This window comes from Ralstonia sp. 1B3 (assembly GCF_036631435.1).
Map to the genome: position 1 here is coordinate 16929 of NZ_JAPNUG010000039.1, position 26354 is coordinate 43282.

Sequence of the window (26354 nt, forward strand, 5' to 3'; positions counted from 1 at the left end):
CAAGCGGCGCCTTCGGGCGCCGTTTTTATTGCCCGCGCCGGTCCGGATTCTCAAGAGGGCGGCAAGACCGGTGGCGCAAAACACCCCGGTGGCGAACCATCGGGGTGCGGGTACAGCACGCCTGAAGTTTGAGGGTCTTCAGGCCGGCTGATCGTCGGCCTTGAGCACGCCGCGGCGCATCTGGTCGAGTTCGATCGACTCGAAGAGCGCCTTGAAGTTGCCCTCGCCAAAACCTTGGTTGCCCTTGCGCTGGATGAACTCGAAGAAGATCGGGCCGAGCTGGTTTTCCGAGAAGATCTGCAGCAGCAGGTCGCCCGGCGCGCCATCGATGAGGATCTTGCGCTTCTTCAGTTCCGCCACGTCTTCGCCATGGCCGGGGATGCGCTTGTCGACCAGTTCGTAATACGTGTCGATCGTGTCGAGCAGCTTGATGCCCTTGCTGCGCAGCGCGTCCACCGTGTTGAACAGGTTGGTCGAACCGAGCGCGATGTGCTGGATGCCCTCGCCGTGGTACATGTCCAGGTACTCCTGGATCTGACCCGCCTTCTCCGTCCCTTCCTCATTGATGGGGATGCGGATGTTGCCGCACGGGCTCGTCATCGCCTTGCTCTTCACGCCCGTGACCTGGCCTTCGATGTCGAAGTAGCGCACTTCACGGAAGTTGAAGAAGCGTTCGTAAAACTCGGCCCATTCCTTCATCCGGCCACGGTAGACGTTGTGCGTCAGGTGGTCGATGTAGGTCAGGCCGTGCCCGGTGGGGTTCGGGTTGGCGCCCGCGATGGGCACGAAATCGACGTCGTAGATGCTGATGTTGCCGATGTCGCCGGCCTTGGCGTCGTTCTTGCCGGTCCAGCGATCGACCAGGTAGATCAGCGAATCGCCGATGCCCTTGATGGCCGGAATGTTCAGCTCCATCGGGCCGCTGTGGGTGTCGAAGCCCCAGGCGCCCAGTTCCAGCGCGCGCTTGTAGGCGAACGCGGCGTCCTGCACGCGAAACGCGATTGCGCAGATCGACGGGCCGTGCAGGCGCGCAAAGCGCTGCGCGAACGAATCCGGCTCGGCGTTGATGATGAAGTTGATCTCGCCCTGGCGATACAGCGTCACGTTCTTGTGACGGTGCTTCGCGATGGCGGTAAAGCCCATGTTCTCGAACAGCTTGCCCATGGCAACGGGGTCCGGCGCGGCGTATTCGATGAACTCGGAACCGGCGGTGCCCATCGGGTTTTCCCAAGGCGTGAATTGCATGGTGAGTCTCCTGTGGGGGCGCGCTCTGGAGCGCTCAGGTCTTTGACGATCCTCGCAGTGTAGGAGTGTCCGTCCAAGCAAAAATTGCGAAGTTGTGCCCACCTTGCTAAATTTGCGCAAGAAAATTGCCGAATTAATTGGTGCGGAGCAACAAAATGAATAAAGTGGAACTCGACAAGATCGACCGCAAGATCCTGGAGGTCCTGCAGAACAACGGCCGCCTCACCAATCTGGAAGTCGCCGAGCGGGTGAATCTGTCGCCCAGCCCGTGCTTGCGACGCATCCGCCGCCTGGAGGAGAGTGGCGTGATCCGCCAATACGCCGCGCTGCTCGACCCGACCAAGATCGGGCTGGGGCTGTCGGCGTACATCAATGTGCGGCTGGAAAAGCAGGGCGGCGCGCCCAAGGGCAAAGGGCCCTCCGACATCTTTCGCGCTGCGGTGGCGACATGGCCCGAGGTGGTCACGTGCTATGCCATGACCGGCGAGATGGACTACCTGCTCAAGGTGTTTGTGGAAGACATGGAGCACTTCGCGCGCTTCATTCGCGACCAGCTGCTCGCCCACCCGGCAGTGATCGATGTGAAGAGCAGCTTTGCGCTGGAGCGGATCAAGGATACGACGGCGTTGCCAGTGGTGGTGTGAGGGCGATCCGGACGTGCGCCATGAGCAGTATGGGGAGCGGAACTCAGTCAGGCGCGCTCCGATAAATCATTGCTAAATACCAGCGGTGCATGTTCTGTGGGGTTCCAGCATTTCAATGCAATGCCAAAGCGATTGATGGCCGCGGCCTCAATGGGAACCGCGAAACGAGCGCTCTTGCGGTCCAGTCGGCCGCCGCGCTCTTCATATTCAAGCTCGAGTGCTGTGGCGCCGGCACCGTTCGCCACAAAGGCGCGGATAGCCAACCAGAGGTTGGTGTTGTCTTCCTTTGTGCCTCTCGAAGGTGACTTCGTCATCGATACTGGCCGGAAACGCAGCCAATTGCATGCCCCATGCAGTCAAGCTCGGTGCGTAATCGTAGAAGTCGACTGCGACGGATTGGGCAGTGCTTCGAAGTGATAGTCGTAGTTCGAGCATGCCGTCATCTGGGTCACGCCAAAGTAGTTCCAGTGAAAGTCGCATGGCATCAGGGTTTAGGTGGGCGGCAGGTGCTCTACCCAAACGGGCTCACCCGGATGATGCTCCGCGATCGTATCGATAGCATCTTGCAGCGCTTGGGCAGAGGCGCCGCGCAGCGGATAGACAAACCGCGAAACGTTGCGACCGGCGAGTTTGCCGTAGTCAACGTCGGATAATGCATCCGTTCCGCACCAGATTGGCAGATTCGCCTCGCTTGCCAGTTGTAGCGCGCGTTGCAAACCTTCAGGGCTGATTGCTAGGAAGACCATGACGGTATCAGTTGGCCGGGGCGGGCATCACAAGATGTCGATGAACGTGCAGCGATTGACTCTACACCGCACGCTCCACCGGTGGCGCCACGCGGCGCTTGATGAAGACAGCCGGAGATAACACCGGAATATGCCGAGCCCGCAGCGTAACCAGCCAATCGCCTACCGCGTCTTCGCAGGTGACGCGGAAGTGATTCGCGTCGATCCACTCCACCTCATCCAGCCAGAACGTGTAGTACGCCGCGCCAATGGTGCCGGTGCTGATGGCACGTGAAAGATCGGGGGCGACGAGGGTGATGGAGACGGCCTCTTCAAACGGGCAGTCGTAATTGGTGATGAGGACGAAGCCGAGGTCCGTCTGGTATTGCCGAAGCAGCTCGTAGCCGGGGATGGCGAGCGTCGGGTGCGGAACGCCGTCGACGATCACGCGTGTGCGCATGGGCCACTGCTCATACGGGCCGCTGTGTTTCTCCAGGGCGAAGCGTTGGAGCGGCTGCATGGCGGCGGCGCGTTGGCTGCGCTATTCCTTGCGCATGCCGCACAGGGCGATCTGGCGTTCTGGGTCGGCAGAATCCTTCCAGCCGGGTTCTTCGCGCTTCTGGTACGCCTCCATCGTTGGGTAGCCCTTTACGCTCCACGAGAACTCGCTGTAGCGCGAGACCTCGATGACGGCCAGGCCGCAGCGCTTGCGGTGGTCTTCAATCTTGAACGCCGCGTGCGGATGCTCGCCCGACAGGTCCTGCTCGATCACCTTGTAGCGCGTCGGGCCGCACTTGAAGAAGCTGGCGTTCCATTCGATGGTTTTCGGGCGGAGGAACAACGCGCCGTAGCAGGCGCGGCCGTCACCGCGGAAGGTTCCGGTGAGGGCATCTGCTGCCATGGCCGATTGCGCAGCCAGCAGCGATACGGCGATAAGGAGGCGGCCTACTTGCATGCGGCGGTTCCGATCTTCGGGATGAGCGTGAGCACGTAATCGAGTTTCCGGATGTACGCGGCGTCGCCGTGGTTGTACAGCACGGCAATGTTCTGCGTCGTCACGGGGCGCCAGCCGCTGATCACCTTGCGCATGGCGGCCTTGCGGTATTTGACCACCTGCCCGGGTTTCAGTGTTGCGGCGTTCGGGTTGAGCGCGCGCATCTCCGCGAGGGTCGAGCCTTGCGCGCGGGCGATCTTGTCAAAGCTGTCGCCCGCCTTGACGGCCACTTCATAGACCTTGTCGTCGGCATCGCGCACGCTCCGGACGTCGAACTTTGCCATGCGCGTGAGCAGGTAGCCGACGCCGGCACGGATGTTCCACGCCGGCACCGTTCGGGCCAGGCCCGCGTTCAACCGGGTGCGGATGGCCGGGGGACGATGAGGTCGCTGCCTTCTTCGCCGCGCAGCAGGGTATTCAAGGCGGGGTCGCCCAGGTTGCCGATCTGCATCGGCCGGGTGGACCACGCTTCCGAATCGGCGCCGGTCTCGACCCACACCATCGCCTTGACGACCTGCCAGTCCAGCGGCAGATAGCCCGCGTTGCCCATCAGGTGGCGGTTGTATTCCGCCACCGCAGCCTGGATGTCGCAGTCGTAGCCGTTCCAGCGGTCGGGGTGCTGGGCCGCGGTGTTGATGTAATCCTGCCAGCGCTCGAAATCGGTTTTGGGCTTCGCCTGGGCCTTGGTGACCATCTGCCCCTCCGTGGTTGCTTGACCTGTGGAGGGGCATGGTAGCCAGCGCCCGTCGGCGGCGTGTTAACGGCTGTTTATGTACCTTGCCGGCCGCTGGCGATCATCGACGCTGGCGCGTCAGGCTTCACTGCTTGGCCGACGGATCGTCCTGCGGGTTGACGTATTTGACGTCCAGCGGCCCCGTGCCATGAATCTGCACGACCGTTGCCGTCTTGGTGAAGGCGTAGTGATGCATGCCTCCCGGCAGGTTGTGAAACCCGCCGGTCTTGAGCGCATGCGCGGCGCCCATGTCCATGGTGTCGCCGCTGCCCAGGTATAGCGTGCCCGAGATCACCGTGAGGTTCTCCGTCTGGGTGTGCCAGTGCGGGGGCACCTTGTAGCCGCCTGGCGCTTTCAGGCGGACGACGTACGGGCCGTCCTTGCCCGGGTCGCCGTAGAGCACCGCCAGCTTGGCGCCCTTGGGCAAGCCCGGCGGCGCGTCGACCCACTTCAGGGCCGATGGGTTGATCATCGTCATGTCGCCCATGGCGGCGTCCTGGGCGGCAGCGGGCGCGGCGCCCAGGACGAGCAGCACGGCTGCGGTCAGCAGCATCGATTGCGCGGATGGTGTCTTCATCTTCGTCTCCTTCTTGCCTCGGCATCGGCTCGCGGGCGACGCAGATGGCCGCCACTGGAGAGCGAGAGGTGCCGCATCCTCATCGTAGAGAAGACACCCGCGCGGCTGACAAGCACGCAATTGCCCTAGGCGGTGACAGTCGGATCCGGATAGGCACGGATCTCCAGCGCGTGGCCGTCGGGATCGTCAAAGTAGATCGATGCGGCCATGCCGCGCGCGCAAAGCTTTGTCCGACCTGTCCACTGCGTCGGTCGAACGGCGAGCCTCCGTACGCGATGCCGCGTTCCACCAGCCGCGCGTGGATGGTGTCGAACAACGCGCGGTCCATGCTGAAGGCGAGATGTTCGCTCTGGAGTTCGTCGACCTCGCGCAAGTCGAGCGTGAAGGTGTCGTTCACGCGTACGACATCGAAAGGACCCATCTGCCCTCGTGCGCGAAGCCGAGCACCTGGGTATAGAAGTCGACCGCGCGGGCCGCGTTGCGTACCCGGAGGATGGTGTGATCAAGCACAATCATGGCGAACCTCCTTCAGCCGACATAACGGGCAATGACCATGCACACCAGGGCGACAGCCAACAGCGGCGCTGCAACGCGATGCGCCAGTGCCGGCCGCCTACGTAGCGCGCCTTGCACGCCGGCCGCCGCGACGGCCGCCAGGGCGCCGATCATCAGCACGGTGCGCGGCCAGCCGAGCAGCCCGGCGTGGTCCATCGCGCCGAGCCCGAGGCCCGTCAGCACGGCCACCGTTGCCGCGCCCATCTGCGGGCGAAACATGACATCGGCATTGGCACCGCCAGTGCGGGCGAGCATGAAGGTGGAACCGGTCCAGAACACTGTGGCCATGGCGTGAAGCGCAATCAACAGAATCCAACTGAATTGCATGGTGACTCCTGATTTGAACTGCGGGTTGGGCGAACACTCGGGGTCCATCTGGCGTGGACTACTCTTTGACATCGAATGATTCGATATCTATCATAGACCAGCATGAAGCCAAAGCAAGCCCATGGCATCCCTGTGGGATTCCTCCTCGCCCAGACCGCCAAGACGACGGCCCGCGCGTTTGACGACGCGTTGCAGGAACGGGGCGGATCGCTGCCGATGTGGCTGATCCTGAAGGCCCTGATGGCAGGTGAGCACCGTACCCAGGCTGAGCTGGCGGCCACGGTGGGCGTGCAAGGGCCCACGCTCACGCATCATCTGAACGGCATGGAAAAGGACGGCCTATTGATGCGAAGCCCGCTGCCGGACAACCGCAGGGTCCATCAGGTGGCGCTGACGGATGCAGGGCGGGCGCTGTTCTTCAAGCTTCGGGATGCGGCCATCGCGTACGACGCGCGTTTGCGCGCCGGTATCGATGCAGCCGATCTGGAGCGCTTTCGCGTCGTGCTGCAGCGCATGTCTGCCAATGTCGAGAGCGCCGCCGGCGCCGATGAAGACAATGCCGCTAGTTGACCCCTAGTCGGTCACCTCAAACGCGGCCGGGTCAGCCAGCGCCTCCAGCCGATGCGACGCCGTGGGTTTGATGGCTGCGGTCGTCATCGCTTGCAGCATGAGCCGTTCGCGCACGCTGCCTAAAAATCAGCGCGGTGGCGGCGCAGGACGAAATCACGGTAGTTGTCAGCTTCCAGCGCGCGCCACGCCGCCTGGCGGCCAGCTTCGGACTGCATGCGCGCGGCTTCCAGTGCATGGGTTTCGATGCGGGCGTTGGCGGCGGTCAACCGGGCATAGCCGTAACGGGCCATGTCGTCGCGCGCGAGGGTTTCGATGAGCGTGATTTCATCCATCGACAACTGCTGGTGGAACTTGTCGATATTGGCGGTGATGGGCGCGAAGCAGTTGGACGTCCACAACGCAGACAACCGCGAAATCTGCCGCGCTTCGGCCGAGCGGGACACATCGAGCATCTGCGGCAGGAAATCGATCTCCAGGAAGTCGCATACGCGGCGCAACGTGCTTTCCTGATCGACCAGAAAATCTTCATAGCGGATGGTGCAGGTGCGCTCCGGGTACTGGGCGATGAGCGCGTTGGCGGCGCGGTGTGCGGCCACCCAGGTCTGCGTGTTCAGCAGCGTGTCGAAGTCGTGGATGATCGCGCGGTTCATTGACGCGACCTGCGCGCGCGGGTCCCGCACGACGTTCAGGAAGCGCATGTCCGGAAAGAGCGTCATCAGCTCGGCGGCGTAGTGCACGCTGTCGAGCGATTTGTCCATGACCACGCGCGCGCCGTGCTGTGCGCCCGCACGCAGCAATAGTTCCCACACCACGCGGTGCACGCTGCGCGGCTGGTCGCGCAGGGCCTCGAACACCTCCACCGGATCGAACACCATGCCGGGCCACTTGACCATGCTCGCCGCCTGCAGGCCGATCACGTCGGTCACCAAGCGGAAGTAGGCGCGATCGTCTTCCAGGTTGCCGTACAGCGGCACCAGCGGCATGAAGTCGACGATGTGCAGCGGATACGGCGCATAGAACGCCGGGTTGAAGTTCAGGCGCAGGCGCAGCGCGTGGCTGCCGCAGCGGCGCAGCGGAATCATCAGGACGGGGCGCGGAAGGGCGGTCATCGAACGGTCTCCGGTTGACGGATGTCCAGCCAGGCGGACAAATGTGCGTGCAGCGCGGCCGTGGCCGCCTGCAGCGGCATGGCGCCGGTATCGAGCCGCAGCGACGGCGCCGCCGGTGCCTCATACGGCGACGACACGCCGGTGAACTGCGGGATCTGCCCGCCGCGCGCCCGGGCGTACAGTCCCTTCGGATCGCGGGCCTCGCACACATCCAGCGCGGTGCAGACGTGTACTTCCACAAACCGGTCTGCACCGATGATCTCGCGCGCCATCTCGCGATCGGCACGCAGCGGCGAGATGAACGCGGTCACGACGATCAGCCCGACGTCGTTCATGAGGCGTGCCACCTCGGCGGCGCGGCGCAGGTTCTCGGTGCGGTCGGCTTCGGTAAAGCCGAGATCGTGGTTCAGGTGATGACGCAGGTTGTCGCCATCGAGCACGGCGCAGCGCTGGCATGTTTCGTACAGGCGCTTCTCCAGGGCATAGGCGAGCGTGGATTTGCCTGCGCCGCTCAGGCCCGTCAGCCACAGGGTGAGCGGCGCATGGCCAAACTGGTGCGCACGGGCCTCGTCGGCCACGCCGCCGGCATGCCAGTAGACATTGCGTGCGGCGGGGCCGGCGCAGGACGAAAGGGCAGATTTCATCGTGGGGTCTCGGGCTCAGGCCGGCAACAGGGCGGCCTGGTGATAGCCGATGCGCGCAGCAGGTGCTGCCGCTTTCGCCGGGTTGGCGAGCTTGAATACGCTCACCACACCCACCAGTCGGCTCGACTGCTCGCGCATTGATTCCGCCGCTGCGGCCGCTTCTTCAACCAGCGCAGCGTTCTGCTGCGTGACTTCGTCCATCTGCGTGATGGCGCGGTGAATCTGGTCGATGCCGCTGGCCTGTTCGTCGGTCGCGCCCATGATCTCGGTCACGATGGCGGTTACGCGGTGGATGCTCGTCACGACGTCCTGCATGGTCGTGCCGGCCTGCTCGACGAGGGTGTTGCCCGCATCCACGTGGTTGACCGAATCGCTGATCAACAGCTTGATTTCCTTGGCTGCCGTCGCCGAGCGTTGCGCCAGCCCGCGCACCTCGCTGGCGACGACGGCAAAGCCGCGCCCCTGCTCGCCGGCGCGGGCTGCTTCCACGGCAGCATTGAGCGCGAGGATGTTGGTCTGGAACGCAATGCTGTCGATCACGCCGATGATTTCGCTCACCTTGCGTGCCGATTCGCTGATTGCCCCCATGGTGTCCACCACGCGCGCCACCACCGTGCCGCCTTGTGTCGCGACCTCGGCGGCCGTGGCGGCGAGTTGGTTGGCGTGCCGCGCGTGCTCAGCGTTCTGCTTGACGGTGGCGTTGAGTTCTTCCATCGACGCCGCGCATTCCTCCAGCGCGGAAGCCTGTTCCTGCGTGCGGGTCGACAGGTCGAAGTTGCCGGTGGCGATCTGCTCCGATGCCGTGGCCAGCGTGTCGGTGCTGGTGTGCACCTGTTCGGCAATCGTCGCGAGGCTGTCACGCATGCGCTTCATGGCGTGCATGAGGCTTGCCTCGTTGTCGCTGCGCGTTGGAATGACCACCGCCAGATTGCCTCCAGCGATCTGGCTGGCGATGTCGGCCACCGTTCCAGGCTCGCCGCCAAGCTTGCGCAGCAGGCCGCGCGTGATGAGCGCGCTGGCCGCGAGGCTCACCAGCAGTGCCAGCACGCTCAGCGCAAGCAGCCAGTTGCGGCTGTCGACATAGCTCGACTTGGCCTTGGCGGTGTTTTCGTCGTTGAGCTTTTCTTCAAACGCCTGCAACTTGCCGAGCAGATCCCACCAGGCGCGCTGCACGGGGCGGAATTCGAAGCGCAGGACTTTGTACGCGTCTTCCTTGTGGCCGGCCGCGACTAGCGCCTTGACGCGCGTTGCGAACGGCGCAGCAAGTTCGGCCTGCTGCCGGATTTGTGCGAGCAGCGCTTTCTCTTCGGTGGTGGTGTCCGCCAGTGTGTCGAACATGCGGCCAAGCTTGCTGTCGGCCTCGCTGTACTGGCCTTCCTGTTTTTCGATGCGGCTCAGTTCGCTCTGGATTTCGTCATGCTGCTCCAGCAGCACGATATTCCGATAAGCCAATGCGCGTTCGGTAACGCTCGAATACATTTTTGCGGCGAGCTTGGCTTCTACGGCATTGATTTCCGTGGTGTCTTCCAGCAGCCGCCGGAAATCCGACATGCGCTGCAGGCTGAATGCCATGAGCAGCACGAGCAGCCCCATCGTCAAGCCGAAACCCCACGCCAGTTGGGTGGCCACCTTCATTTTGGAAAAGCGCATGTTTGTCCCCGTCATAATCGATCACGACTGCTCTATCGAGCGGGGCGGCTGGAGCTTGAGGGATTTAATTCAAATTACTCAATATGCGTAATGCCGCGTCGAACCAACATCACAAAATGGATGCTGAAAAATCGATGCGATTTTCTGCAGATATTATTTTGATGAAATGACTTGCATTAAATTGCGGGCAATCCAAATGCGTCACGCAAAAGAAAACGCCCGTGGAAGCCGGGCGTTTTTCTTTGCTGAGCGGTGCAATCACACGGTGCGTTTTTGTGGCACCAGTGAGCGCCAGAAGCGCTGACCGAAGCGGCGCACGTCGCGCAGGTTGCGCTTGAGCATGTAATCGAGATCGGCCACTTGCTCGTCAATGGCCTCGGTCAGCAGGCTCATCGTGTCGGCGGGCGGCAATTCGAGGTAGGCATCGGCTTCGCCATAGGCGTACTGGACGCGCATGCCGGCTTTCTTGGCGATGTGCATCATGGCTGCGTTGCGCGACAGGCAGTGCATGTACAGGGTGCGCACCTTGGTGTTCTGGCCGTGCATGGCGGCACGCTGGAACAGCGCGCTGCCCACGCCCTTGCCGCGTGCCGATTCCGACACCGACACGCCGAACTCCGCCACACGTCCTTGCGGGTTGTCGCGCAGGTAGGCGAGGTGGCCCACGCCGGTCAGCTCAAGGCGCTCGTTGTAGACGCCAAAGACCTTGTCGTGGTCGAAATCGATGCTGTCGACGTACGCCTCGATGACGTGATCCCGGACCACCTGGCCGAAACGCAGCAGGCGGTCTTCCTCGCCGAGCGCGAGCAGATGTTTGAGCAGGCGCGACCGGTGGTGCGCGGCAAGCTCGCGCACCAGCACGGTGGAACGCGGCGCGCCTTGCGCTGCTTCCGTCTTGTCGATGTCGTCCTGGGTGACGACCCCGATGGCCTTGCTCAGTTCGAGCGGGTTCACGACATGGTTCCTGTTCTGATCGCGCCTTTCAATGGAGGGCAGCGAAGTGATGAGTCGGAGGCGCGGATGGCACCTCCGGGGCACTCAATCGGGTGCAACTGAGTGTTGTGCAACGCACCATGCAATTGTAGTGCAATCAGGGTTTCCCCGTAAGTCTGGTGTCAGACTTTCCCAAGGATTTCCCGGTAAATCCTTGATTTAGCGCATCCGAGCGCCGTCTCCAGCGGTGTGGTGTGGTAACAACGTAAATGCTGCGCCGCGCAAAAGTGAAGGGCGGCGCGCTTTCGGGCCCTGCTCGCGTTACATCGTTAGCCGATGCGCGCCCCTCTTCGTAACGCCGCTTCACAATAGCCGTGCGAAGATGCGCCATCAAGACGCCCCAGCCTCCTGATTTTCCATGACCTCCTCGCGCATTCTTGTGATCTACGCACACGCTGCGCCGCGCCGTTCGCGTGCCAACAAGCCGCTCGCGCGTGCGCTCGCCAGCCTGCCCGGCGTGGCCATGCACGACCTCTACTGGCATTACCCGGATTTCGACATCGATGTGCGTGCCGAGCAGGAGGCGGTGGAAGCGGCGGAGTTGATCATCTTCCAGTTTCCGGTGCAGTGGTACGCCACGCCGTCGCTGCTCAAGGAGTGGATCGACGTGGTGCTGGAGATGGGCTGGGCCTATGGGCCGGGCGGTACGGCGCTGCGCGGCAAGCACCTGATGGTGCTCGCCACCACCGGGGGGCGCGCGCATTCCTACAACCTGGATGGCATTCACGGCCACACGTTCGACATGTTCCTGCTGCCGCTGCAGCAGACGGCAGCGCTGTGCGGCATGCAATGGCAGCCGCCGCATGTGCTGCACGACGCCGACGATGCATCCACTGAGACCATCGACGCCCATATCGCGCAGGTCCGGGCCGCGCTGCAACCCTGGCTTCCGGCCGACGCCGTCGCTCGTTCCGTCGCCTGACGTTTCCGACTTCTTCCTTGCCCATGCAATCGCACGACCTGCTCGTCAATTTCGTCATCTACCTGGCTGCAGCCGTGGCGGCAGTGCCGCTGGCGCGTCGCCTGGGACTGGGCTCGGTGCTCGGCTATCTGCTGGCCGGGGTCATCGTCGGGCCGTGGGGCCTGCGGCTCATCACGAATGTGCAGTCGATTCTGGATTTCTCTGAATTCGGCGTCGTGCTGATGATGTTTGTCATCGGCTTGGAGCTGGAGCCCGCGCGGCTGTGGTCGCTGCGGCGCAGCATCTTCGGTTATGGCGGATTGCAGCTCGTGGTGTGCGCGCTGGCCGTGGGGCTGGCGGTCATGGCGGTCGGCCACCCGTGGCGTGCGGCGGTGGTGGCCGGCCTGGGGCTGGCGCTGTCGTCCACGGCGATCGCGCTCGCCACGCTTGCCGAGCGCAACCTGATGCGCACGCCGGCGGGCACGGCCAGCTTCGGCATTCTGCTGTTCCAGGACATTGCGGCCATCCCGATGATCGCGCTGCTCCCCTTGTTGGCACCCGAACCCGCCGATGCAGCGGGCGGCGACCATTGGCTTGCGGCGCTTAAAGCGGTGGGCGTGGTGGCGGCCGTGATCTTTGGCGGGCGCACCTTGCTGCGGCCCGTGCTGCGCGCGATTGCCCGCACCAACATGCGCGAGATGTTCACTTCGTTCTCGCTGCTGCTGGTGGTGGGCATCGCGCTGCTGATGCACAGCGTGGGCTTGTCGATGGCGCTGGGTGCCTTTATTGCCGGCGTGCTGCTGGCTGATTCGGAATACCGTCACGCGCTGGAAACCGACATCGAGCCGTTCAAGGGGCTGCTGCTTGGCCTGTTCTTTCTCGCTGTCGGCATGTCGATCGACTTTGGCGTGCTGATGCGCCAGCCGTGGGCCGTGATCGGCCTGGTGGCGGTGTTCCTGGCCGTGAAGATCGGCGCGCTGCGTCTGTTGGCCACGCGCTTTGGCATTGCGCGCGGACAGGCGTGGCTGTTTGCCTTCCTGCTCTCACAGGGCGGTGAGTTCGCGTTTGTGGTGTTTGGCCCCGGCGTGGCCGGCAACGTGCTGGGCGACGAGACGGCCGCCGCCCTCAACCTCGTGGTGGCGCTGTCGATGGCCGCCACGCCGTTGCTGCTCCTGCTGCACGACAAGGTGCTGGTGCCGCGCATGATGGACGGCAAGAAGCGCGCGCCCGACGCCATCGAGCCGCAGGACAACCAGGTCATCATCGCGGGCTTCGGGCGTTTCGGGCAGATTGTCGGCCGCATGCTCTACAGCCAGGGCTATAGCGCCACCGTGCTCGACCACGACCCGGACCAGATCGACATGCTGCGCCGCTTCGGCTTCAAGGTTTTCTACGGCGACGCCACGCGCATGGACCTGCTGGAAACGGCCGGCGCCGACAAGGCCCGCATGATGGTCGTCGCCATCGACGACATGGAAACCAACCTGGAAGTGGTCGATCGCGTGCGCGAGCGTTTTCCGCACCTGAAGCTGTACGTGCGGGCGCGCAACGTGTCGCACGTCTACCAGCTGCGCGACCGCGGCGTGGAGGTGATCGAGCGTGAAATGTTCGAGGGCTCGCTCATGCTGAGCCGTCGCGTGCTGGAAGGCCTGGGCAAGGCGCCGTACGAGGCGCATCGCATCGCGCAGACGTTCCGCCGCCACACGCTCAATTCAATGGAGCAGGTTTACCCGGTTTATCGCGATCAGAAGAAGCTCGTGTCGCTTGCGCAGCAGGGGCGCGACGAGCTGGCCGAAATGTTCCAGCGCGACCGCACGCAGCGCAAACGCCTGCGCGAATCCGGTATGCCGTGGGGCGAGGGCGACGTCCACAGCGACATGGAAGGCGCGCAGCCCGACAGCGACCTTGCCAACGAGGTCGACGGCGGCGACGCCGATGCCCCGATTGGTTGCCCCGCGCGGGCTGGCCTCCGGCGCGACGGGTAACTCGCGCCGGTTACGAACGCGCTTCAGGCGCAAGCCGCGCACAAACAAAAAGGAGCGCTTTTGGCGCTCCTCGGGTCACATCCAGGTTTAGGGCGGCAGTTACACGGCCACGCTGACGTTGCGCCGCAGCTCGCAGGTGCTGAGCGAATCGGCCTCGCCGCGCAGCAGCAGCTGCCCGTTGCCGACCAGTTCGCGGCAGCGCCAGAAGACAAACCAGTCGCTGGCGAGCAACCCGTCGATGGCGCCCATGATGCTGCCCACCACGTCGCGTGCGCTGGCCCAGTCGGTCGGAACGTGCTCCAGGATCACTTCATCGACGGTGCCGTACGACACCGGCACCAGCGTGTTGCCCTTCCACAGCCGCGTGTCGGCGTTCTCGCGCACGGTCTGCTGCCATTCGTAGGCCAGGCGGCCGATGCGCAACACCGACACCGGCGCGATGGTCGAAAACCGCCGTGCCAGGCGGGCGCCCGAATACATGCCGATGGTCGTCAGCGGTCCCTGACCGTTGGGGGCCTCAAGTTCGCGCACATCCATGCCGACTTCATTGATGCGCTGGGGCGCTTGGTGCAGGTGAAACGCCACCCGGCGCAGCATGAGCTGGTCCGACGCGCTTTGGCCGTGCCAGATGGCGACTTCCGTGGTGGCATCGCGCAGGTCGGCGAGCGACGCCAGTGCGTCGCGCATCTCGGCGGCGAAGTCGATGTTGCTGTTGGGCGCCACCCGCTGCCAGAAGCCGGAGCGCGCCATGGCGACACTGTCGACGTCGACCAGCGGCCCGACGGCGAGATCGTCGCGCAGTACGACTACGGAATCGGGGCGGCCAGCCTGTGCGAGCGCCTGCTTGAGCGTGGCGCCGGCAACATCGCCGTTGACGACATGGATGTATTGCATGGCAGCAATTGTAGCGAGAGTGTCAGCCCTGCGCTTTCGTTTTGCGCATCTCTATCAGTATTCCTTTGCGCGGTGTCATGCGCCTAGCCAAAGGGGGAATGGCCCTCGGGCAATCCTCAGGCGGGCGTGAGAAAATCGCCGGTTTGTTGCAGACCATAACTAAGAACAGGTGAGGAAGCATTCATGAGAGCCCCGTTGTTGCCCAAGGGCGTGCGCCCTGCAGTGCTGGCCGTTGTCGCATTGGTGGGTGCGCTGGTTGCCGGTCAGGCCGCCGCCGTGCCCCCGGCTGAAATTTACAAGCGCGCCCAGCAGGAAAAACCGGCGCTGATCGACACCATGAAGACACTGGTTTCGATCGAATCGGGCAGCAAGGACATCGAAGGCCTCGACAAGATTGCCGGGGTGATTGCCGAGCGCCTGCGCGGCATGGGCGGCGACGTCAAGCTCATCGACCCGAGCGACCATGCCTACCGCATGGCCGACACGCCCGAAAAGATCGGCAAGATGGTCCTCGCGCGCTTCAAGGGCGAGGGCAAGCGCAACATCATGCTGATCGCGCACATGGATACCGTCTACCTGAAGGGCATGCTGGCGCAGCAGCCATTCCGCATCGACGGCGAACGGGCCTACGGCCTGGGCATCGCCGACGACAAGAACGGCGTGGCGGTCATCCTGCACACCATCGCCATCCTGCAGGCCGTCAACTTCAAGCAGTACGGCACGCTCACGGTGCTGATCAACGGCGATGAGGAGATCAGCTCGCCGGGCGCGCGGGCCATGCAGGCCAAGCTGGGCGCCGAGCAGGACGCCGTGTTCTCGTGCGAGGGCACGCGCGTGACGTCGGACAAGCTGTCGCTGGCCACCAGCGGCATCGGCGCGATCCTGCTGGATGTGAAGGGCAAGGCTTCGCACGCGGGCGGCGCACCGGAGCAGGGTCGCAACGCGCTGTACGAGCTGTCGCACCAGGTGCTGCAGATGCGCGATCTGTCCAAGCCCGAAACGGGCCTGAAGGTGAACTGGACGGTGGCGCAGGCCGGAACGAACCGCAACGTGATCCCGGCCGTGGCCAGCGCCCAGGCCGATGTGCGCCTGCTGCGCGCGGCCGACGCCGACAAGCTGGAAGAAACCGTCAACGAACGCATCAAGAACAAGCTGATTCCGGATACGCAGGTCACGGCCAAGTTCGAGCGTCGCCGCCCGCCGCTGGAAGCGACGCCGGCCTCGCGCGCGCTGGCCGAGCACGCCCAGAAGATCTACGGCGAACTGGGCAAGACGCTGGAGATTGACGACAAGGCCGAAGGCGGCGGCACCGATGCCGCGTTTGCCGCCTCGAAGACCAAGGCGCCGGTGATCGAGCGTTTTGGCCTGGCGAGCTTTGGCGCGCACTCGAACGACGCCGAATACGTCGACCTGAACTCGATCGTGCCGCGCCTGTACCTGTTGACGCGCATGGTCATGGACGTGTCGCGCGACCGCGTCGGCCCGGCCAGGTAACCGCACTGCAACGCGGCGCGTAAGCCTTACACGCGCCGCAGCACATCTCCTGCGCGAAGCCGCTGTCCTGCGGCTTCCCACCGCCCGGGTGCCGGGTATTCCGCTTGCTTTCCCGTGACGCATGTCCCCAGCTACGGCCGCCCGGCCGGTGGAGCGCGCGTCATGTCCGAACATCCCTCCGCAGCACCGAACCACCCAGCCCGCGAATCGGATGGATCACCCGCCCGCCCCAGCCGGCGCGGCTTTGCAGAGCGCCGCGGCCGCGGCCTCGGCGTTGGCGCTGCCGCATGAATCCGCCGGCGCGCGCCCTCCGGCGCAGGGCGCGGCCCGCTCCGCTGCTTTGGCGCCGGCGCGGCCGGTCTCGCTCAACATCAATGGCAAGCCGTATGCGTTGTCGCTGGAGCCGCGCGTCACGTTGCTCGACGCGCTGCGCGAGGTGCTGGGGCTGACCGGCACCAAGAAAGGCTGTGACCGCGGCCAGTGCGGCGCATGCACCGTCCTCGTGAACGGCCGGCGCATCAACAGTTGCCTGACGCTGGCGATCATGCACGAAGGCGAGGCCATCACCACCGTTGAAGGCTTGGCGCACGCGCACGACGGCGTGGTCGACCGTGCGGCGCTGCATCCGGTGCAGGCCGCGTTTCTTGAACATGACGCGTTTCAGTGCGGCTATTGCACGCCGGGGCAGATCTGCTCGGCGGTGGCGGTGTTGGAAGAGGCGCGCCGCGGCATGCCGAGCACCGTGACGTCGCCTGCGGCAATGGCCAATGACGGCCCTGTTGCGCTGACCGAAGACGAAATACGCGAGCGCATGAGCGGCAACCTCTGCCGCTGCGGCGCGTACCCCAACATCGTGGCGGCGATTCGCGTGGTGGCTGCCAAGTCGGGCAACACTGTTTGAGGAGCCGCCATGCAATCGATTGCCTATGACCGTGCGTCGACCATCGAAGCCGCCGTGCGCCTGGGCCGCGAGCCGGGCGCGCGCTATATCGGCGGCGGCACGAACCTGCTGGACCTGATGAAGGGCGGCGTCGAGCAGCCGCAGCGGCTGGTCGATGTCAGCCGTCTGCCGCTGGCGCAGATCCGCGCGTTGCCCGACGGCGGCCTGCGCCTGGGCGCGATGGCACGCAATGCCGATACGGCGGCGCATCCGCTGGTGCGCTCGCGCTATCCGCTCCTGAGTGAGGCGATTGTGTCGGGCGCGTCGGGCCAGTTGCGCAACATGGCCACCAACGGCGGCAACCTGATGCAGCGCACGCGCTGCCATTACTTCTACGACACGGCGTACCCGGCGTGCAACAAGCGGCAGCCCGGCCCGGCTGCGCCGCGCGCGAGGGCTTCAACCGCATGCACGCCATCCTGGGTGCGAGCGAGGCCTGCGTGGCGACGCATCCATCCGACATGGCCGTCGCGCTGGCCGCGTTGGACGCCACGGTGGTTGTGCACGGCACGCATGGCGAGCGGCGTATCCCGATCGAAGCCTTCCATCGGTTGCCGGAAGCGCATCCCGAAATCGACACGACGCTCGAGCCCGGCGAGCTGATCGTCGCCATCGACCTGCCGGCGCCCGTGTTCGGCTCGCACGTGCATTACCTGAAGGTGCGCGACCGCGCGAGCTACGCGTTTGCGCTGGTGTCGGTGGCTGCGGCGCTGGCCTTGCAGACAGATGGGCGGACGATTCGGGAGGCGCGCATTGCGCTCGGCGGCGTCGCGCACAAGCCGTGGCGTGCGCATGCGGCCGAGCAGATGCTGGCGGGCCAGGCCGTGGATGCGCAGTTGTTTGCCCAGGCGGGCGCGCTGGCTGTGCAGGGCGCCCAGCCGCTGCGCGACAACGGCTTCAAGGTGCCCTCGCACAGCGGGCCGTGGCCCGGGCGCTCACCATCGCGGGCAATCCCGCCAATCCCGCCAATCCGACAGGAGGTGTGGCATGAGCAACGTCGGCCAACCGCTGGACCGCACCGACGGTCTGCTCAAAGTCACGGGCCAGGCGCGCTACTCAGCAGAGTTCCAGGTGCCGCGTCTGGTGCATGCGGTGCTGGTGCAGAGCACCGTGCCGGCCGGTCGAATCACGCGGGTCGATACCCATGTCGCGCAGGCCATGCCCGGCGTGCTGCTGGTGATGACGCATGAGAACGCACCGCGCTTGCCCAACGGTGGCAAGCCCGCGCTGGAACCGCCGGCCGGGCGCGTGCTGTCGCTGCTGCAGGACGATCAGGTGCATTACAACGGCCAGCCCGTCGCGCTGGTGGTGGGCGACACGCTGGAACATGCGCAGGCCGCAGCGCGCATGGTGCGCGTGGAGGTTGCCCAGCAGCCGGCGCGGCTCGATTTCGAAACTGCCCGCGCCGATGCGCACTCGCCCGGCAAGGTGCAGGGGCAGTCGGCCGACACCACGCGCGGCGACGTGGTTGCCGGCATGGCGCAGGCAGCGCAGCGCATCGAGGCCGTTTACGGTACGCCCATGGAAACGCACAACCCGATGGAGCCGCACGCGACCATCGCCGTGTGGGAGGGCGATTCGCTTACGCTGTACGACAGCACGCAATACGTCTCTGGCGTGCGCCGCACCGTCGCCAAGACGCTTGGCCTGTCGCCTGACAAGCTCCGTGTGGTGTGCCCGTTCGTGGGCGGCGGGTTCGGCTGCAAGGGTTCGGTGTGGTCGCACGTGGTGCTGGCGGCGATGGCTGCGCGGCAGGTGGGGCGGCCGGTCAAGCTGGTCCTGGAGCGGCCGCAGATGTTCGGCCCCGTTGGCGGCCGCCCGCGTACCGAGCAGCGCATCGCCCTGGGCGCCGCCAGCGATGGCCGCTTCACCGCCATCTCGCATGACTCGCTGACCACCACGTCGATGATCGAGGACTGGACCGAGCCCTGCGCCATCGTCACCCGCATGCTTTACGACACGCCCCATCAGCGGACGACGCATCGGCTGGCGCGTCTGAACGTCGGTACGCCCACGTTCCAGCGCGCACCAGGCGAAGCCACCGGCACGTTCGCGCTGGAAGTCGCACTGGATGAGATGGCCTACGCGCTCGGCATCGACCCCGTGGAGCTGCGCCTGCGCAACGATGCCGCCCAAGACCCGGAAAACGCATCCCGTGGTCGAGCAAGTCCCTGGCTGCGTGCTACCGCGCTGGCGCCGAGCGCTTCGGCTGGGCGCGTCGCAACCCGCAGCCGGGCAGCATGCGTGAGGGCAACACACGCGTCGGCTGGGGCATGGCCACGGCCACGTACCCGGCCAATCGCAGCGCGGCCGCTGCCACGGCGCGCTATCTGCCGGACGGTACGGCGCAGGTCGAATCGGGCTCGCAGGATCTGGGCACCGGCACCTACACGGTGATGACGCAGGTAGCGGCCGATGCCATGGGCATGCCCGTCGACCGCGTGCACTTCAGCCTGGGCGATACGCGCATGCCGGAAGCGCCGGTGTCGGGCGGCTCGCAGAGCGTGGCCAGCGTATCGCCCGCCGTGCAGGCCGCCGGCCAGCAGGCGCGCGATGCATTGATTGCCGCGGCCATTGCCGCGGCCATTGCCGACGCCAGTTCGCCGCTGCATGGGCTGGCCGCGGAGGACATCACGGTGGCCGACGGTGTGCTCGCCGCACGCAGCGGTGCGCGGGAACCGGTGGCTGCCGTGGTTGCCCGCCATGGTCGCCCCATCGAGGTGACGGCCAAGGTGCAGCCGGGGGAGGAAAAGCAGAAATTCTCAATGCACTCGTTCGGCGCGGTGTTTGTCGAGGTGCATGTCGATGCGGATCTGGGCGTGGTCCGCGTCTCGCGCATCGTGGGCAGCTACGGCGTAGGGCGGTTGCTCAATGCCAAGACGGGACGCAGTCAGCTCATGGGCGGCATCGTGTGGGGGATGGGCATGGCGCTGTTCGAAGAGAGCCTGCTCGACACGCGCTACGGCCGCATCGTGAACAACAACCTGGCGGAGTACCACGTGCCCGTCAACGCCGATGTGCCCGACATCGACATCCTCGTACTCGACGAGGCGGACGCATACGTCAACCCGCTGGGCGCCAAGGGCATCGGCGAGATCGGCATTACCGGCGTGCCGGCGGCCATCGCCAACGCCGTCTACCACGCCACCGGCCGGCGCGTGCGCGAATTGCCAATCACGCTCGACAAGCTCATCTGAGCGCGCATGAAAAAGCCCCGCTGGCGCATCACCAGCGGGGCCCGAGTGGGCCAAGAGGCGGAAAACGGAGGATGCCTGGAGACCGGCCCGTAACTGATCAATGCGTAACGGCTGCGTGACGAACGCGGTGAATGCCGTTCAGCGCATCAATTCGGAACCGGATACCCGTAGACCGTGCCGCCACCCTCGCGGGCGCGGCCGGCAGGGTCGCTGCGCATGCCGTCCGAATACGGATCGAAGCGGCCGCTGCGCGCCCTTCTGTATATGTGTCGAAGCGTCCGGTGCGGGCACCGTCGCTATAGACGTCAAACCGTTCGGCCCGTGCATTCTGGCCGAACACTTCCACGCGGCTGGCCTGCGCCCAAGCGCTGCCCGCCGCGAGGGCCCCGACCGCCAGCATGGCGGCCAACCCCATTTGCTTGAGTCGCATGGCGAACTCCTTCTTCAACTGATTTTCGGTGCTGTTTTAGGCGTGGTCATTTGATGTCTTGCCACGGTCTACAGCCTAGGTCAGGGGCATGCCGCATCCACGGTGGTGCGACGAACGGTTTGTTGTTGGCGCCGAAATGATGCAAGTCAGCGTGAATGGCGCTGAAATTCGCGCCAGTGGCGTAATGCCCTCGGCAAATTCCTAACCTTTTTGTCTAATCAAGAGAGCGGTTCAAATGCCGCGGCCGACCTTGATGCACCACAGCAGGGCGCGACGCGGCTGCAAGCCTTGTTGCAGGCCGATTTGGTGCGGTGCATTAAGAGCGATGCGCGCTTACCACACTTGGTAGAACGATTCCGTGAATTGCTTTGCCGCGCATATGGGCTTTTGTTAAATTTGCGCGGCACTTCCGACACGGAAGTTAAGGAAACGGAGGAGCCCAGCCTCATGCACACGGGGTCGGGCGGTTTGAGACAACTCTTTTATTACGAGCCCACATGAAAAAGTCTGCCATTCTGGTTGCAGTTGGCGCCCTGTTCGCAGGTTCTGCCTACGCCCAATCGAGCGTGACGCTGTACGGTATTGTCGATACCAGCATTCACTACATCAACAACGCCAACCAAGCTGGCAACAGCGTGACCCAGATGGAAAGCGGTGCTGTGTCGAACAGCCGCTGGGGCCTGAAGGGCTCGGAAGACCTGGGTGGCGGCAACAAGGCACTGTTCGTGCTGGAAAGCGGCTTCAACTCCGACTCGGGCCGCATGAGCAGCTCGGGTACGCTGTTCAACCGTCAATCGTTCGTGGGTCTGTCGAACAAGGACCTGGGCACCATCACGCTGGGCCGTCAATACAACTTCGGCTTCACGACCGGCGGCAACTTCGACCCGCTGGGCGTGGGTAACTACGACGGCAACTCGTGGATGTACTACGGCCTGACCGGTCTGCGTGAATCGAACATGCTGAAGTACGAAGGCAAGTGGAACGGCCTGTCGGTCGGCCTGGCCTACGGCTTTGGCGAAGTGGCTGGCGCTGCTAGCCAGAACTCGTACGTTGGCGGCACGGTGGCCTATGAATTCGGTCCGGCCTACATCGGCGCCTTCGCACAGCAGCACAAGGACGTTGCTGGCAACAAGCAAACCGTTTGGGGTATCGGTGGTAACTACACCATCGCCGCAGCCAAGCTGTTCGCAGGCTACATCGACAGCAGCGACGCCACGGGTTGCGTGAACAGCTCGGCAAACTGCGTCGGCGGCAGCGCCTTCGGCCTGAACATCTACGGCAACGCCACCTCGGGCGCTGGCCTGACCCCGGGCGCCACGAAGCGTCGTGACCACGTCGGCATCCTGGGCGTGACGTACAACATCACCCCGGCGCTGGCTCTGACGGGCGCGTTCTACTACGACAGCATCAAGAACGCTGCTCTGACCGCCGGCAACGACGGCAAGCGCTACACCGGCGTTCTGCTGGCCGAGTACGCCCTGTCCAAGCGCACGCAAGTGTATGGCACGGTCGACTACAACAAGGTCAAGGACGCAGCTCTGCCGGAACTGTCGGGTGGCGGCAACGCAGCCGGCACTGGCAAGTCGAACCAGACCAGCGTTGGCGTGGGTATCCGCCACATCTTCTAATCGACGCTGTCACTCGATTGGGAACGGAAAAGGCGCCTTCGGGCGCCTTTTCTTTTGCCTGCTGTTTTTCTACGTGGCCGGGGCGAGCTTGCCTGGCATCGGCCTACAATGTTCCTTTCCGTTTCTTGCCCCCGACATTGCGCCATGACTTCCGCACGTACTGCCCGCCGTCGTCTGATTGCTTCTGCCGCGCTGCTGTGCGCCGGCCTGCCGCTGCTGGCCTCCGTGCCTGCCCAGGCGCAGGACTATCCGGCCAAGCCGATCCGCATCATCGTCGCGTATCCGACCGGTGGCATTTCCGACAACGTGGCGCGTGCGCTGGGCGAAAAACTGTCGGCGCAACTCGGGCAGCCGGTGGTGGTGGAAAACCGCGCCGGTGCCGGTGGCAGTATCGGCATGGACGCCGTGGCCAAGGCGCCGCCCGATGGCTACACGCTGGGCTTCTCGTCGGTCAGCCCGCTCACGCTCAATCCGCATTTCGGCAAACTGCCGTATGACCCGCAGAAAGACATCGCGCCCGTGGCCAACGTCATGTACGCACCGATGATCCTGCTGGGCACGCCGTCGTTCACGGGCAAGAGCTTTGCAGACATGCTGAGCCAGTCCCGCGCCAAGCCGGGTTCGATCCGCTGGTCGACATCGGGCCTGGGTACGGTGGGGCATCTCGCGCTGGAGCAGATCAAGTCGCAGGCGCGCGTGGATATCACGCTCATCCCGTACAAGGGCGGCGGCCAGCAATTGACGGATGCGCTGGGCGGCCAGGTGGAAGTCATGTCGACCAACGTCGGCCCGACCTTGATGCAACACATCACGAGCGGCAAGCTGCGCCCGCTCGCGGTGGGTGCGCCGCACAGGCTCGATGCGCTGCCGAATGTGCCGACCTTCACCGAACTCGGTTACGCCAAGGCGAACATGGCGTCGACCTTCGGTGTGTTCGCGCCGGCCAAGACGCCTGCGCCAGTGATTGCCCGCCTGAACGCGGAGATCAACAAGGCGCTGGCTGCGCCCGATCTGCGTGAGCGCCTCACGCAGGCCGCCGTGGTGCCGGCCGGCGGCACGGCCGAGCAGTTTGCCGCGGCCATCCGCGCCGAGTACGACAGCAACGGCCGCATCGTGCGCCGCAGGCATCAAGGAGCAGAACCGGCTTACGCCGTAAAGCGGTACCCGACGCCGACTTCGGTCAGCAGGTGCTCGGGCCGCGCCGGATCGCGTTCCAGCTTGTGGCGCAGATGGCCCATGTAGATGCGCAGATAGTGGCTGCTGTCGGCATGCGCGGGCCCCCAGACTTCGCGCAGCAGCTCACGGTGCGTCATCACAGTGCCGCGGCGGCCGAGCAGCACCGCCAGCAGCCGGTATTCGATCGGGGTGAGATGCACCGCCTCGCCGTTGCGGCTCACCAGGCGGCGTGCCAGGTCGACTTCGACCTCACCGAAGCGGATGACGCTGCTGCCGTCTTCGCCGCGCTTGGCATGTCGCCGCAGCAGCACGCGCAGGCGTGCAACCAGCTCGCCCACGCCGAAGGGTTTGGTCAGGTAGTCATCGGCCCCGGCATCGAGCGCGTCAATCTTGTCGCGCTCGTCCACGCGGGCCGAAAGCACGAGCACCGGCACTTCCGTCCAGGTGCGCAACTCGCGTATCAACTGCATGCCGTCGCCGTCGGGCAGGCCCAGATCGAGGATCACCGCATCCGGCTGGCGCGTGCCCGCTTCGATCAGGCCGCGCTCGACGCGATCGGCTTCGTGGACATCGCAGCCTTCCGCCTCCAGTGCGGCTCGGACGAAGCGTCGGATGTGCGGTTCGTCGTCGATGACGAGGACCGTGGGCGTGAATGTGAACGGCATGGCCCGCATTGTAGAGCGCGCGACCATAAAAAAACGGACCCCGCAGGGTCCGCTTTGCTTGGCGGTGATACCGCTTCGCTCAGGCCTTCTTTGCCCAGGCGCTGCACCAGCCCTTGTTGGCGACGTCCTTGCCCGCAAACAGGGGGCAGCCGCCTTGCGCAGCCGTACCGCCTTGGTACAGGGCGCAGTTGCCGCAGTGCTGATCCGGCGTGTGCTTGGGGAACTTGGCCTTGTCGGCCTTGGTGGTGTCAGCCACGTAGCCCAGCGCCTTGGCTTGCGGGTCGCTTTCCGCCACCATCGGTGCAGCCAGTGCCAGGTCCGACATCGACATGACGGCGCCCGCGGCGGCCACGATGGGGATGCTCTTCAGGAATTGACGACGATTGGACATGCTGATTCCTTTTGTGGGAGTGTGTTGTGTGGCGTCCCGTGCCGCCCGCGCAGTGCTCAGGCTCGCCCTAGGGGACAGCGGACGGCGTCGGCGCGCCGTTTACCCGCTCGTGCATTCTGGCACAGCAATCGGCCTGCGGCATCTGCGTACAGTCAATGTTCCGCATACCTCAGTGCAGCAATCGGTTGCCTCCGTGGCCTTCGATCCACACTGCGCCATGCCGCGGATGCACCGTGTGGTCGAGGCATGCGGCCATCTGCGCCGGGCGGTGCCCTCCAAATGGCGGGCGGACCCCGGTGGCAATTTGCCGCAGACGCCCGCGTACTTACTTCAGCAGACCTTGCAGCGCCTTTAAGAATGCGTCGCATTCATCGTCGGTGCCAACGGTAATGCGCAGATGCTGATCGATGCGCGGAAGCTTGAAGTGGCGCACGAAGATCGCCTGCTCTTTCAGGCGCGCCGCCAGCGTGGCGGCATCGTGACGCGGGTGCCGCGCGAAGACGAAGTTCGCCATCGACGGCACGACCTCGAACCCCAGCGACTGCAGCGATTGCGTCAGCCGCGTGCGACTCGCCATCACGCGTGCGCACGTGGCGCGGAAGTACGCATCGTCTTCGTAAGCCGCTTGGGCGGCAGCTTGCGCAAGGCGATCCAGCGGATACGAATTGAAGCTGTCCTTCACGCGGTTGAGCGCTTCGATGAGCGCCGCGTGCCCGAACGCAAAGCCCACGCGCATGCCCGCCAGCGAGCGCGACTTCGACGTCGTGTGCACCACGAGCAGATTCGGATAGCGGTCGATGAGCGCAATGGCGGACTCGGCGCCGAAATCGACATAAGCCTCATCCACCACGACGACCGACGACGGGTTCGCGGCGACGATCCGTTCGATTTCCGCCAGCGGCAGCGCGTGGCCGGTCGGCGCGTTCGGGTTCGGGAACAGCACGCCGCCCGCGTCACCAAGATAGTCATCGGCGCGGATGGAGAAGTCGTCCGCCAGCGGCACCACTTCGCACTGCACGCCGTACAGCCGCGCGTAGGTCGGGTAGAAGCTGTACGAAATGTCGGGAAAGCGCAGCGGCTTGTCGTGCTTGAGCAGCGCCTGGAAGACGTGCGCCAAGACTTCGTCCGACCCGTTGCCCGCAAAGATCTGCTCGGGCTTGAGGCCGACCTGCGCGGCGACCGTCTCGCGCAGCCGGCGCGACAGCGGATCGGGATAGCGGCGCAGGCTCTCCCGTCTCTCCCAACTCGGCAGAGATTGCAGCCACCACGCGGGGCGATGGCGGGTATGGGTTCTCGTTGGTGTTCAGCTTGATGGGCCGCGCGATGGCTGGTTGCTCGCCCGGGACGTAGGGCACAAGTTGCTGAACGATATCGCTCCAGTAACGGCTCACAGCTCGACTCCTGATGGGGTGACTATCTCTTCAAGCATGCCCGCAGCCCGATCAGCGGATCGAAAACGCAGGGGAGCTGAATAAGGTTCGGGGATAGGCAGGCCTGCACGTTGCGGCGGAAGCGCGGTTCTGGCGTGGGAAAACCGTACAAGTCGCGGCAATCTTTGATTTTTGGCGCGCCCGGCTGGGATCGAACCAGCAACCCCTGCCTTCGGAGGGCAGTACTCTATCCATTGAGCTACGGGCGCATATCGGCACAGAACGTACCGAAAGAGAAGCCCCGCAGGATAGCGCATTTGGGCGCAAGCGTCCATCGCAGGCCCATGAAGGGGGCGGTACGAGGCGTGCTGCAGCAACGTTTCGTTGGGTTTTTGACGCAGGTCGAAAAGCGGCGCCTAGGGCTGTCCCGCGTGTCAAAGGCCCAGGCATTACGGATATAATCGCGCGTTATTTGCCAGAAGAAAGACGGGGACAGGTCTGTCTGGGCCGACGCGGC

At 64.8% G+C, this 26354-nt stretch carries 25 protein-coding genes, 1 tRNA gene and 6 pseudogenes; 10 read left to right on the forward strand and 22 right to left on the reverse strand.

Going from position 1 to position 26354, the window contains the following annotated elements; all coding sequences use genetic code 11:
• Window positions 1–138 precede the first annotated feature (138 nt).
• Complete coding sequence (gene hppD / locus OWR21_RS11405) at window positions 139–1245, reverse strand: 4-hydroxyphenylpyruvate dioxygenase (protein ID WP_332395312.1); 1107 nt, start codon at window positions 1243–1245, stop codon at window positions 139–141.
• Between the two features lie 155 nt (window positions 1246–1400).
• Here hppD and OWR21_RS11410 point away from each other — a divergent pair, with 155 nt between their 5' ends.
• Window positions 1401–1889 carry an Lrp/AsnC family transcriptional regulator gene (locus tag OWR21_RS11410; RefSeq protein WP_027680403.1) on the forward strand — a complete coding sequence of 163 codons (489 nt, stop codon included), beginning with the start codon at window positions 1401–1403 and terminating at the stop codon, window positions 1887–1889.
• 47 nt (window positions 1890–1936) lie between these two features.
• Here the strand turns inward: OWR21_RS11410 and OWR21_RS11415 are convergent, their stop codons facing one another.
• From OWR21_RS11415 to OWR21_RS11465, 11 genes are all read right to left on the reverse strand, one after another.
• Window positions 1937–2203, reverse strand: a complete 267-nt coding sequence (locus tag OWR21_RS11415) for a hypothetical protein (RefSeq protein ID WP_332395313.1) — start codon at window positions 2201–2203, stop codon at window positions 1937–1939.
• Between the two features lie 42 nt (window positions 2204–2245).
• Complete coding sequence (locus tag OWR21_RS11420; RefSeq protein WP_332395314.1) at window positions 2246–2374, reverse strand: hypothetical protein; 129 nt, start codon at window positions 2372–2374, stop codon at window positions 2246–2248.
• Between the two features lie 6 nt (window positions 2375–2380).
• Entirely contained in the window at window positions 2381–2635 is a 255-nt protein-coding gene (locus OWR21_RS11425; protein WP_332395315.1) for a hypothetical protein, read from the reverse strand.
• Window positions 2636–2696: 61 nt separating this feature from the next.
• Entirely contained in the window at window positions 2697–3134 is a 438-nt protein-coding gene (locus tag OWR21_RS11430) for a hypothetical protein (RefSeq protein ID WP_102063932.1), read from the reverse strand.
• Window positions 3135–3155: 21 nt separating this feature from the next.
• Window positions 3156–3569 (reverse strand): hypothetical protein, encoded by a 414-nt coding sequence (locus OWR21_RS11435; RefSeq protein ID WP_147216659.1) that lies wholly within the window; start codon window positions 3567–3569, stop codon window positions 3156–3158.
• Window positions 3560–3940 (reverse strand): LysM peptidoglycan-binding domain-containing protein, encoded by a 381-nt coding sequence (locus tag OWR21_RS11440; RefSeq protein ID WP_332395316.1) that lies wholly within the window; start codon window positions 3938–3940, stop codon window positions 3560–3562. Before OWR21_RS11440 ends, OWR21_RS11435 begins: the two co-directional genes overlap by 10 nt.
• A gap of 20 nt (window positions 3941–3960) precedes the next feature.
• Window positions 3961–4302 carry a hypothetical protein gene (locus OWR21_RS11445; RefSeq protein ID WP_332395317.1) on the reverse strand — a complete coding sequence of 114 codons (342 nt, stop codon included), beginning with the start codon at window positions 4300–4302 and terminating at the stop codon, window positions 3961–3963.
• A gap of 124 nt (window positions 4303–4426) precedes the next feature.
• On the reverse strand, window positions 4427–4918 hold the full coding sequence (locus OWR21_RS11450) for a cupin domain-containing protein (RefSeq protein WP_147216655.1): 492 nt from the start codon (window positions 4916–4918) through the stop codon (window positions 4427–4429).
• A gap of 79 nt (window positions 4919–4997) precedes the next feature.
• Window positions 4998–5315, reverse strand: a complete 318-nt coding sequence (locus OWR21_RS11455; RefSeq protein ID WP_332395318.1) for a hypothetical protein — start codon at window positions 5313–5315, stop codon at window positions 4998–5000.
• On the reverse strand, window positions 5312–5434 hold the full coding sequence (locus tag OWR21_RS11460) for a VOC family protein (RefSeq protein WP_332395319.1): 123 nt from the start codon (window positions 5432–5434) through the stop codon (window positions 5312–5314). Before OWR21_RS11460 ends, OWR21_RS11455 begins: the two co-directional genes overlap by 4 nt.
• Before the next feature lie 12 nt (window positions 5435–5446).
• Complete coding sequence (locus OWR21_RS11465) at window positions 5447–5800, reverse strand: hypothetical protein (protein WP_316902002.1); 354 nt, start codon at window positions 5798–5800, stop codon at window positions 5447–5449.
• A gap of 132 nt (window positions 5801–5932) precedes the next feature.
• On the opposite strand from OWR21_RS11465, the gene OWR21_RS11470 reads away from it, so the two are divergent.
• On the forward strand, window positions 5933–6370 hold the full coding sequence (locus OWR21_RS11470) for a MarR family winged helix-turn-helix transcriptional regulator (protein ID WP_332395320.1): 438 nt from the start codon (window positions 5933–5935) through the stop codon (window positions 6368–6370).
• Window positions 6371–6468: 98 nt separating this feature from the next.
• On the opposite strand, the pseudogene OWR21_RS11475 reads toward OWR21_RS11470, so the two are convergent.
• From OWR21_RS11475 to OWR21_RS11490, 4 genes and pseudogenes are all read right to left on the reverse strand, one after another.
• Window positions 6469–7479 (reverse strand): annotated as a pseudogene (locus OWR21_RS11475) (sulfotransferase family protein); the annotation flags it as partial.
• Complete coding sequence (gene cysC, locus OWR21_RS11480; RefSeq protein ID WP_332395321.1) at window positions 7476–8123, reverse strand: adenylyl-sulfate kinase; 648 nt, start codon at window positions 8121–8123, stop codon at window positions 7476–7478. The pseudogene OWR21_RS11475 and the gene cysC, both read right to left, overlap by 4 nt.
• 15 nt (window positions 8124–8138) lie before the next feature.
• The gene (locus OWR21_RS11485; RefSeq protein WP_332395322.1) at window positions 8139–9773 is read right to left on the reverse strand and encodes a methyl-accepting chemotaxis protein; all 1635 of its coding nucleotides are present in this window, start codon (window positions 9771–9773) and stop codon (window positions 8139–8141) included.
• A gap of 258 nt (window positions 9774–10031) precedes the next feature.
• The gene (locus OWR21_RS11490; protein ID WP_027680412.1) at window positions 10032–10727 is read right to left on the reverse strand and encodes a GNAT family N-acetyltransferase; all 696 of its coding nucleotides are present in this window, start codon (window positions 10725–10727) and stop codon (window positions 10032–10034) included.
• A 397-nt stretch (window positions 10728–11124) separates the two neighbouring features.
• Here OWR21_RS11490 and kefF point away from each other — a divergent pair, with 397 nt between their 5' ends.
• Together kefF and kefC are read left to right on the forward strand one after the other, a co-directional pair.
• Complete coding sequence (gene kefF / locus OWR21_RS11495; RefSeq protein WP_147216641.1) at window positions 11125–11688, forward strand: glutathione-regulated potassium-efflux system oxidoreductase KefF; 564 nt, start codon at window positions 11125–11127, stop codon at window positions 11686–11688.
• Between the two features lie 23 nt (window positions 11689–11711).
• On the forward strand, window positions 11712–13652 hold the full coding sequence (gene kefC, locus OWR21_RS11500; RefSeq protein ID WP_316891646.1) for a glutathione-regulated potassium-efflux system protein KefC: 1941 nt from the start codon (window positions 11712–11714) through the stop codon (window positions 13650–13652).
• 99 nt (window positions 13653–13751) lie between these two features.
• Here the strand turns inward: kefC and OWR21_RS11505 are convergent, their stop codons facing one another.
• A complete protein-coding gene (locus tag OWR21_RS11505; protein ID WP_024977378.1) occupies window positions 13752–14546 on the reverse strand; it encodes a DUF1835 domain-containing protein in 795 nt (264 codons plus the stop codon).
• Window positions 14547–14729: 183 nt separating this feature from the next.
• Between OWR21_RS11505 and OWR21_RS11510 the strand changes: the two genes are divergently transcribed.
• From OWR21_RS11510 to OWR21_RS11525, 4 genes and pseudogenes are all read left to right on the forward strand, one after another.
• On the forward strand, window positions 14730–16040 hold the full coding sequence (locus OWR21_RS11510) for a M20/M25/M40 family metallo-hydrolase (RefSeq protein WP_332395323.1): 1311 nt from the start codon (window positions 14730–14732) through the stop codon (window positions 16038–16040).
• Between the two features lie 211 nt (window positions 16041–16251).
• Window positions 16252–16941, forward strand: a complete 690-nt coding sequence (locus OWR21_RS11515; RefSeq protein WP_332395324.1) for a 2Fe-2S iron-sulfur cluster-binding protein — start codon at window positions 16252–16254, stop codon at window positions 16939–16941.
• Window positions 16942–16950: 9 nt separating this feature from the next.
• Window positions 16951–17971, forward strand: a pseudogene (locus OWR21_RS11520) (FAD binding domain-containing protein).
• Window positions 17968–20177, forward strand: a pseudogene (locus OWR21_RS11525) (xanthine dehydrogenase family protein molybdopterin-binding subunit). The pseudogenes OWR21_RS11520 and OWR21_RS11525 overlap by 4 nt, the downstream one beginning before the upstream one ends.
• A 146-nt stretch (window positions 20178–20323) precedes the next feature.
• Here the strand turns inward: OWR21_RS11525 and OWR21_RS11530 are convergent.
• A pseudogene (locus OWR21_RS11530) lies at window positions 20324–20607 on the reverse strand (hypothetical protein).
• A gap of 497 nt (window positions 20608–21104) precedes the next feature.
• Between OWR21_RS11530 and OWR21_RS11535 the strand changes: the two are divergent.
• Both OWR21_RS11535 and OWR21_RS11540 read left to right on the forward strand, forming a co-directional pair.
• A complete protein-coding gene (locus tag OWR21_RS11535) occupies window positions 21105–22235 on the forward strand; it encodes a porin (protein WP_147219076.1) in 1131 nt (376 codons plus the stop codon).
• 144 nt (window positions 22236–22379) lie between these two features.
• A pseudogene (locus OWR21_RS11540) lies at window positions 22380–23391 on the forward strand (Bug family tripartite tricarboxylate transporter substrate binding protein).
• Here the strand turns inward: OWR21_RS11540 and kdpE are convergent.
• The 4 genes and pseudogenes from kdpE to OWR21_RS11560 all read right to left on the reverse strand — a co-directional run bounded on the left by kdpE (window position 23381) and on the right by OWR21_RS11560 (window position 26106).
• Complete coding sequence (gene kdpE, locus OWR21_RS11545) at window positions 23381–24085, reverse strand: two-component system response regulator KdpE (RefSeq protein ID WP_147219072.1); 705 nt, start codon at window positions 24083–24085, stop codon at window positions 23381–23383. The pseudogene OWR21_RS11540 and the gene kdpE sit on opposite strands and share 11 nt — an antisense overlap.
• Before the next feature lie 70 nt (window positions 24086–24155).
• Window positions 24156–24467 (reverse strand): high-potential iron-sulfur protein, encoded by a 312-nt coding sequence (locus tag OWR21_RS11550; protein ID WP_147219071.1) that lies wholly within the window; start codon window positions 24465–24467, stop codon window positions 24156–24158.
• A 325-nt stretch (window positions 24468–24792) separates the two neighbouring features.
• Window positions 24793–25858, reverse strand: a pseudogene (gene hisC, locus OWR21_RS11555) (histidinol-phosphate transaminase).
• Between the two features lie 172 nt (window positions 25859–26030).
• Window positions 26031–26106, reverse strand: a tRNA-Arg gene (locus tag OWR21_RS11560).
• Window positions 26107–26354 lie beyond the last annotated feature (248 nt).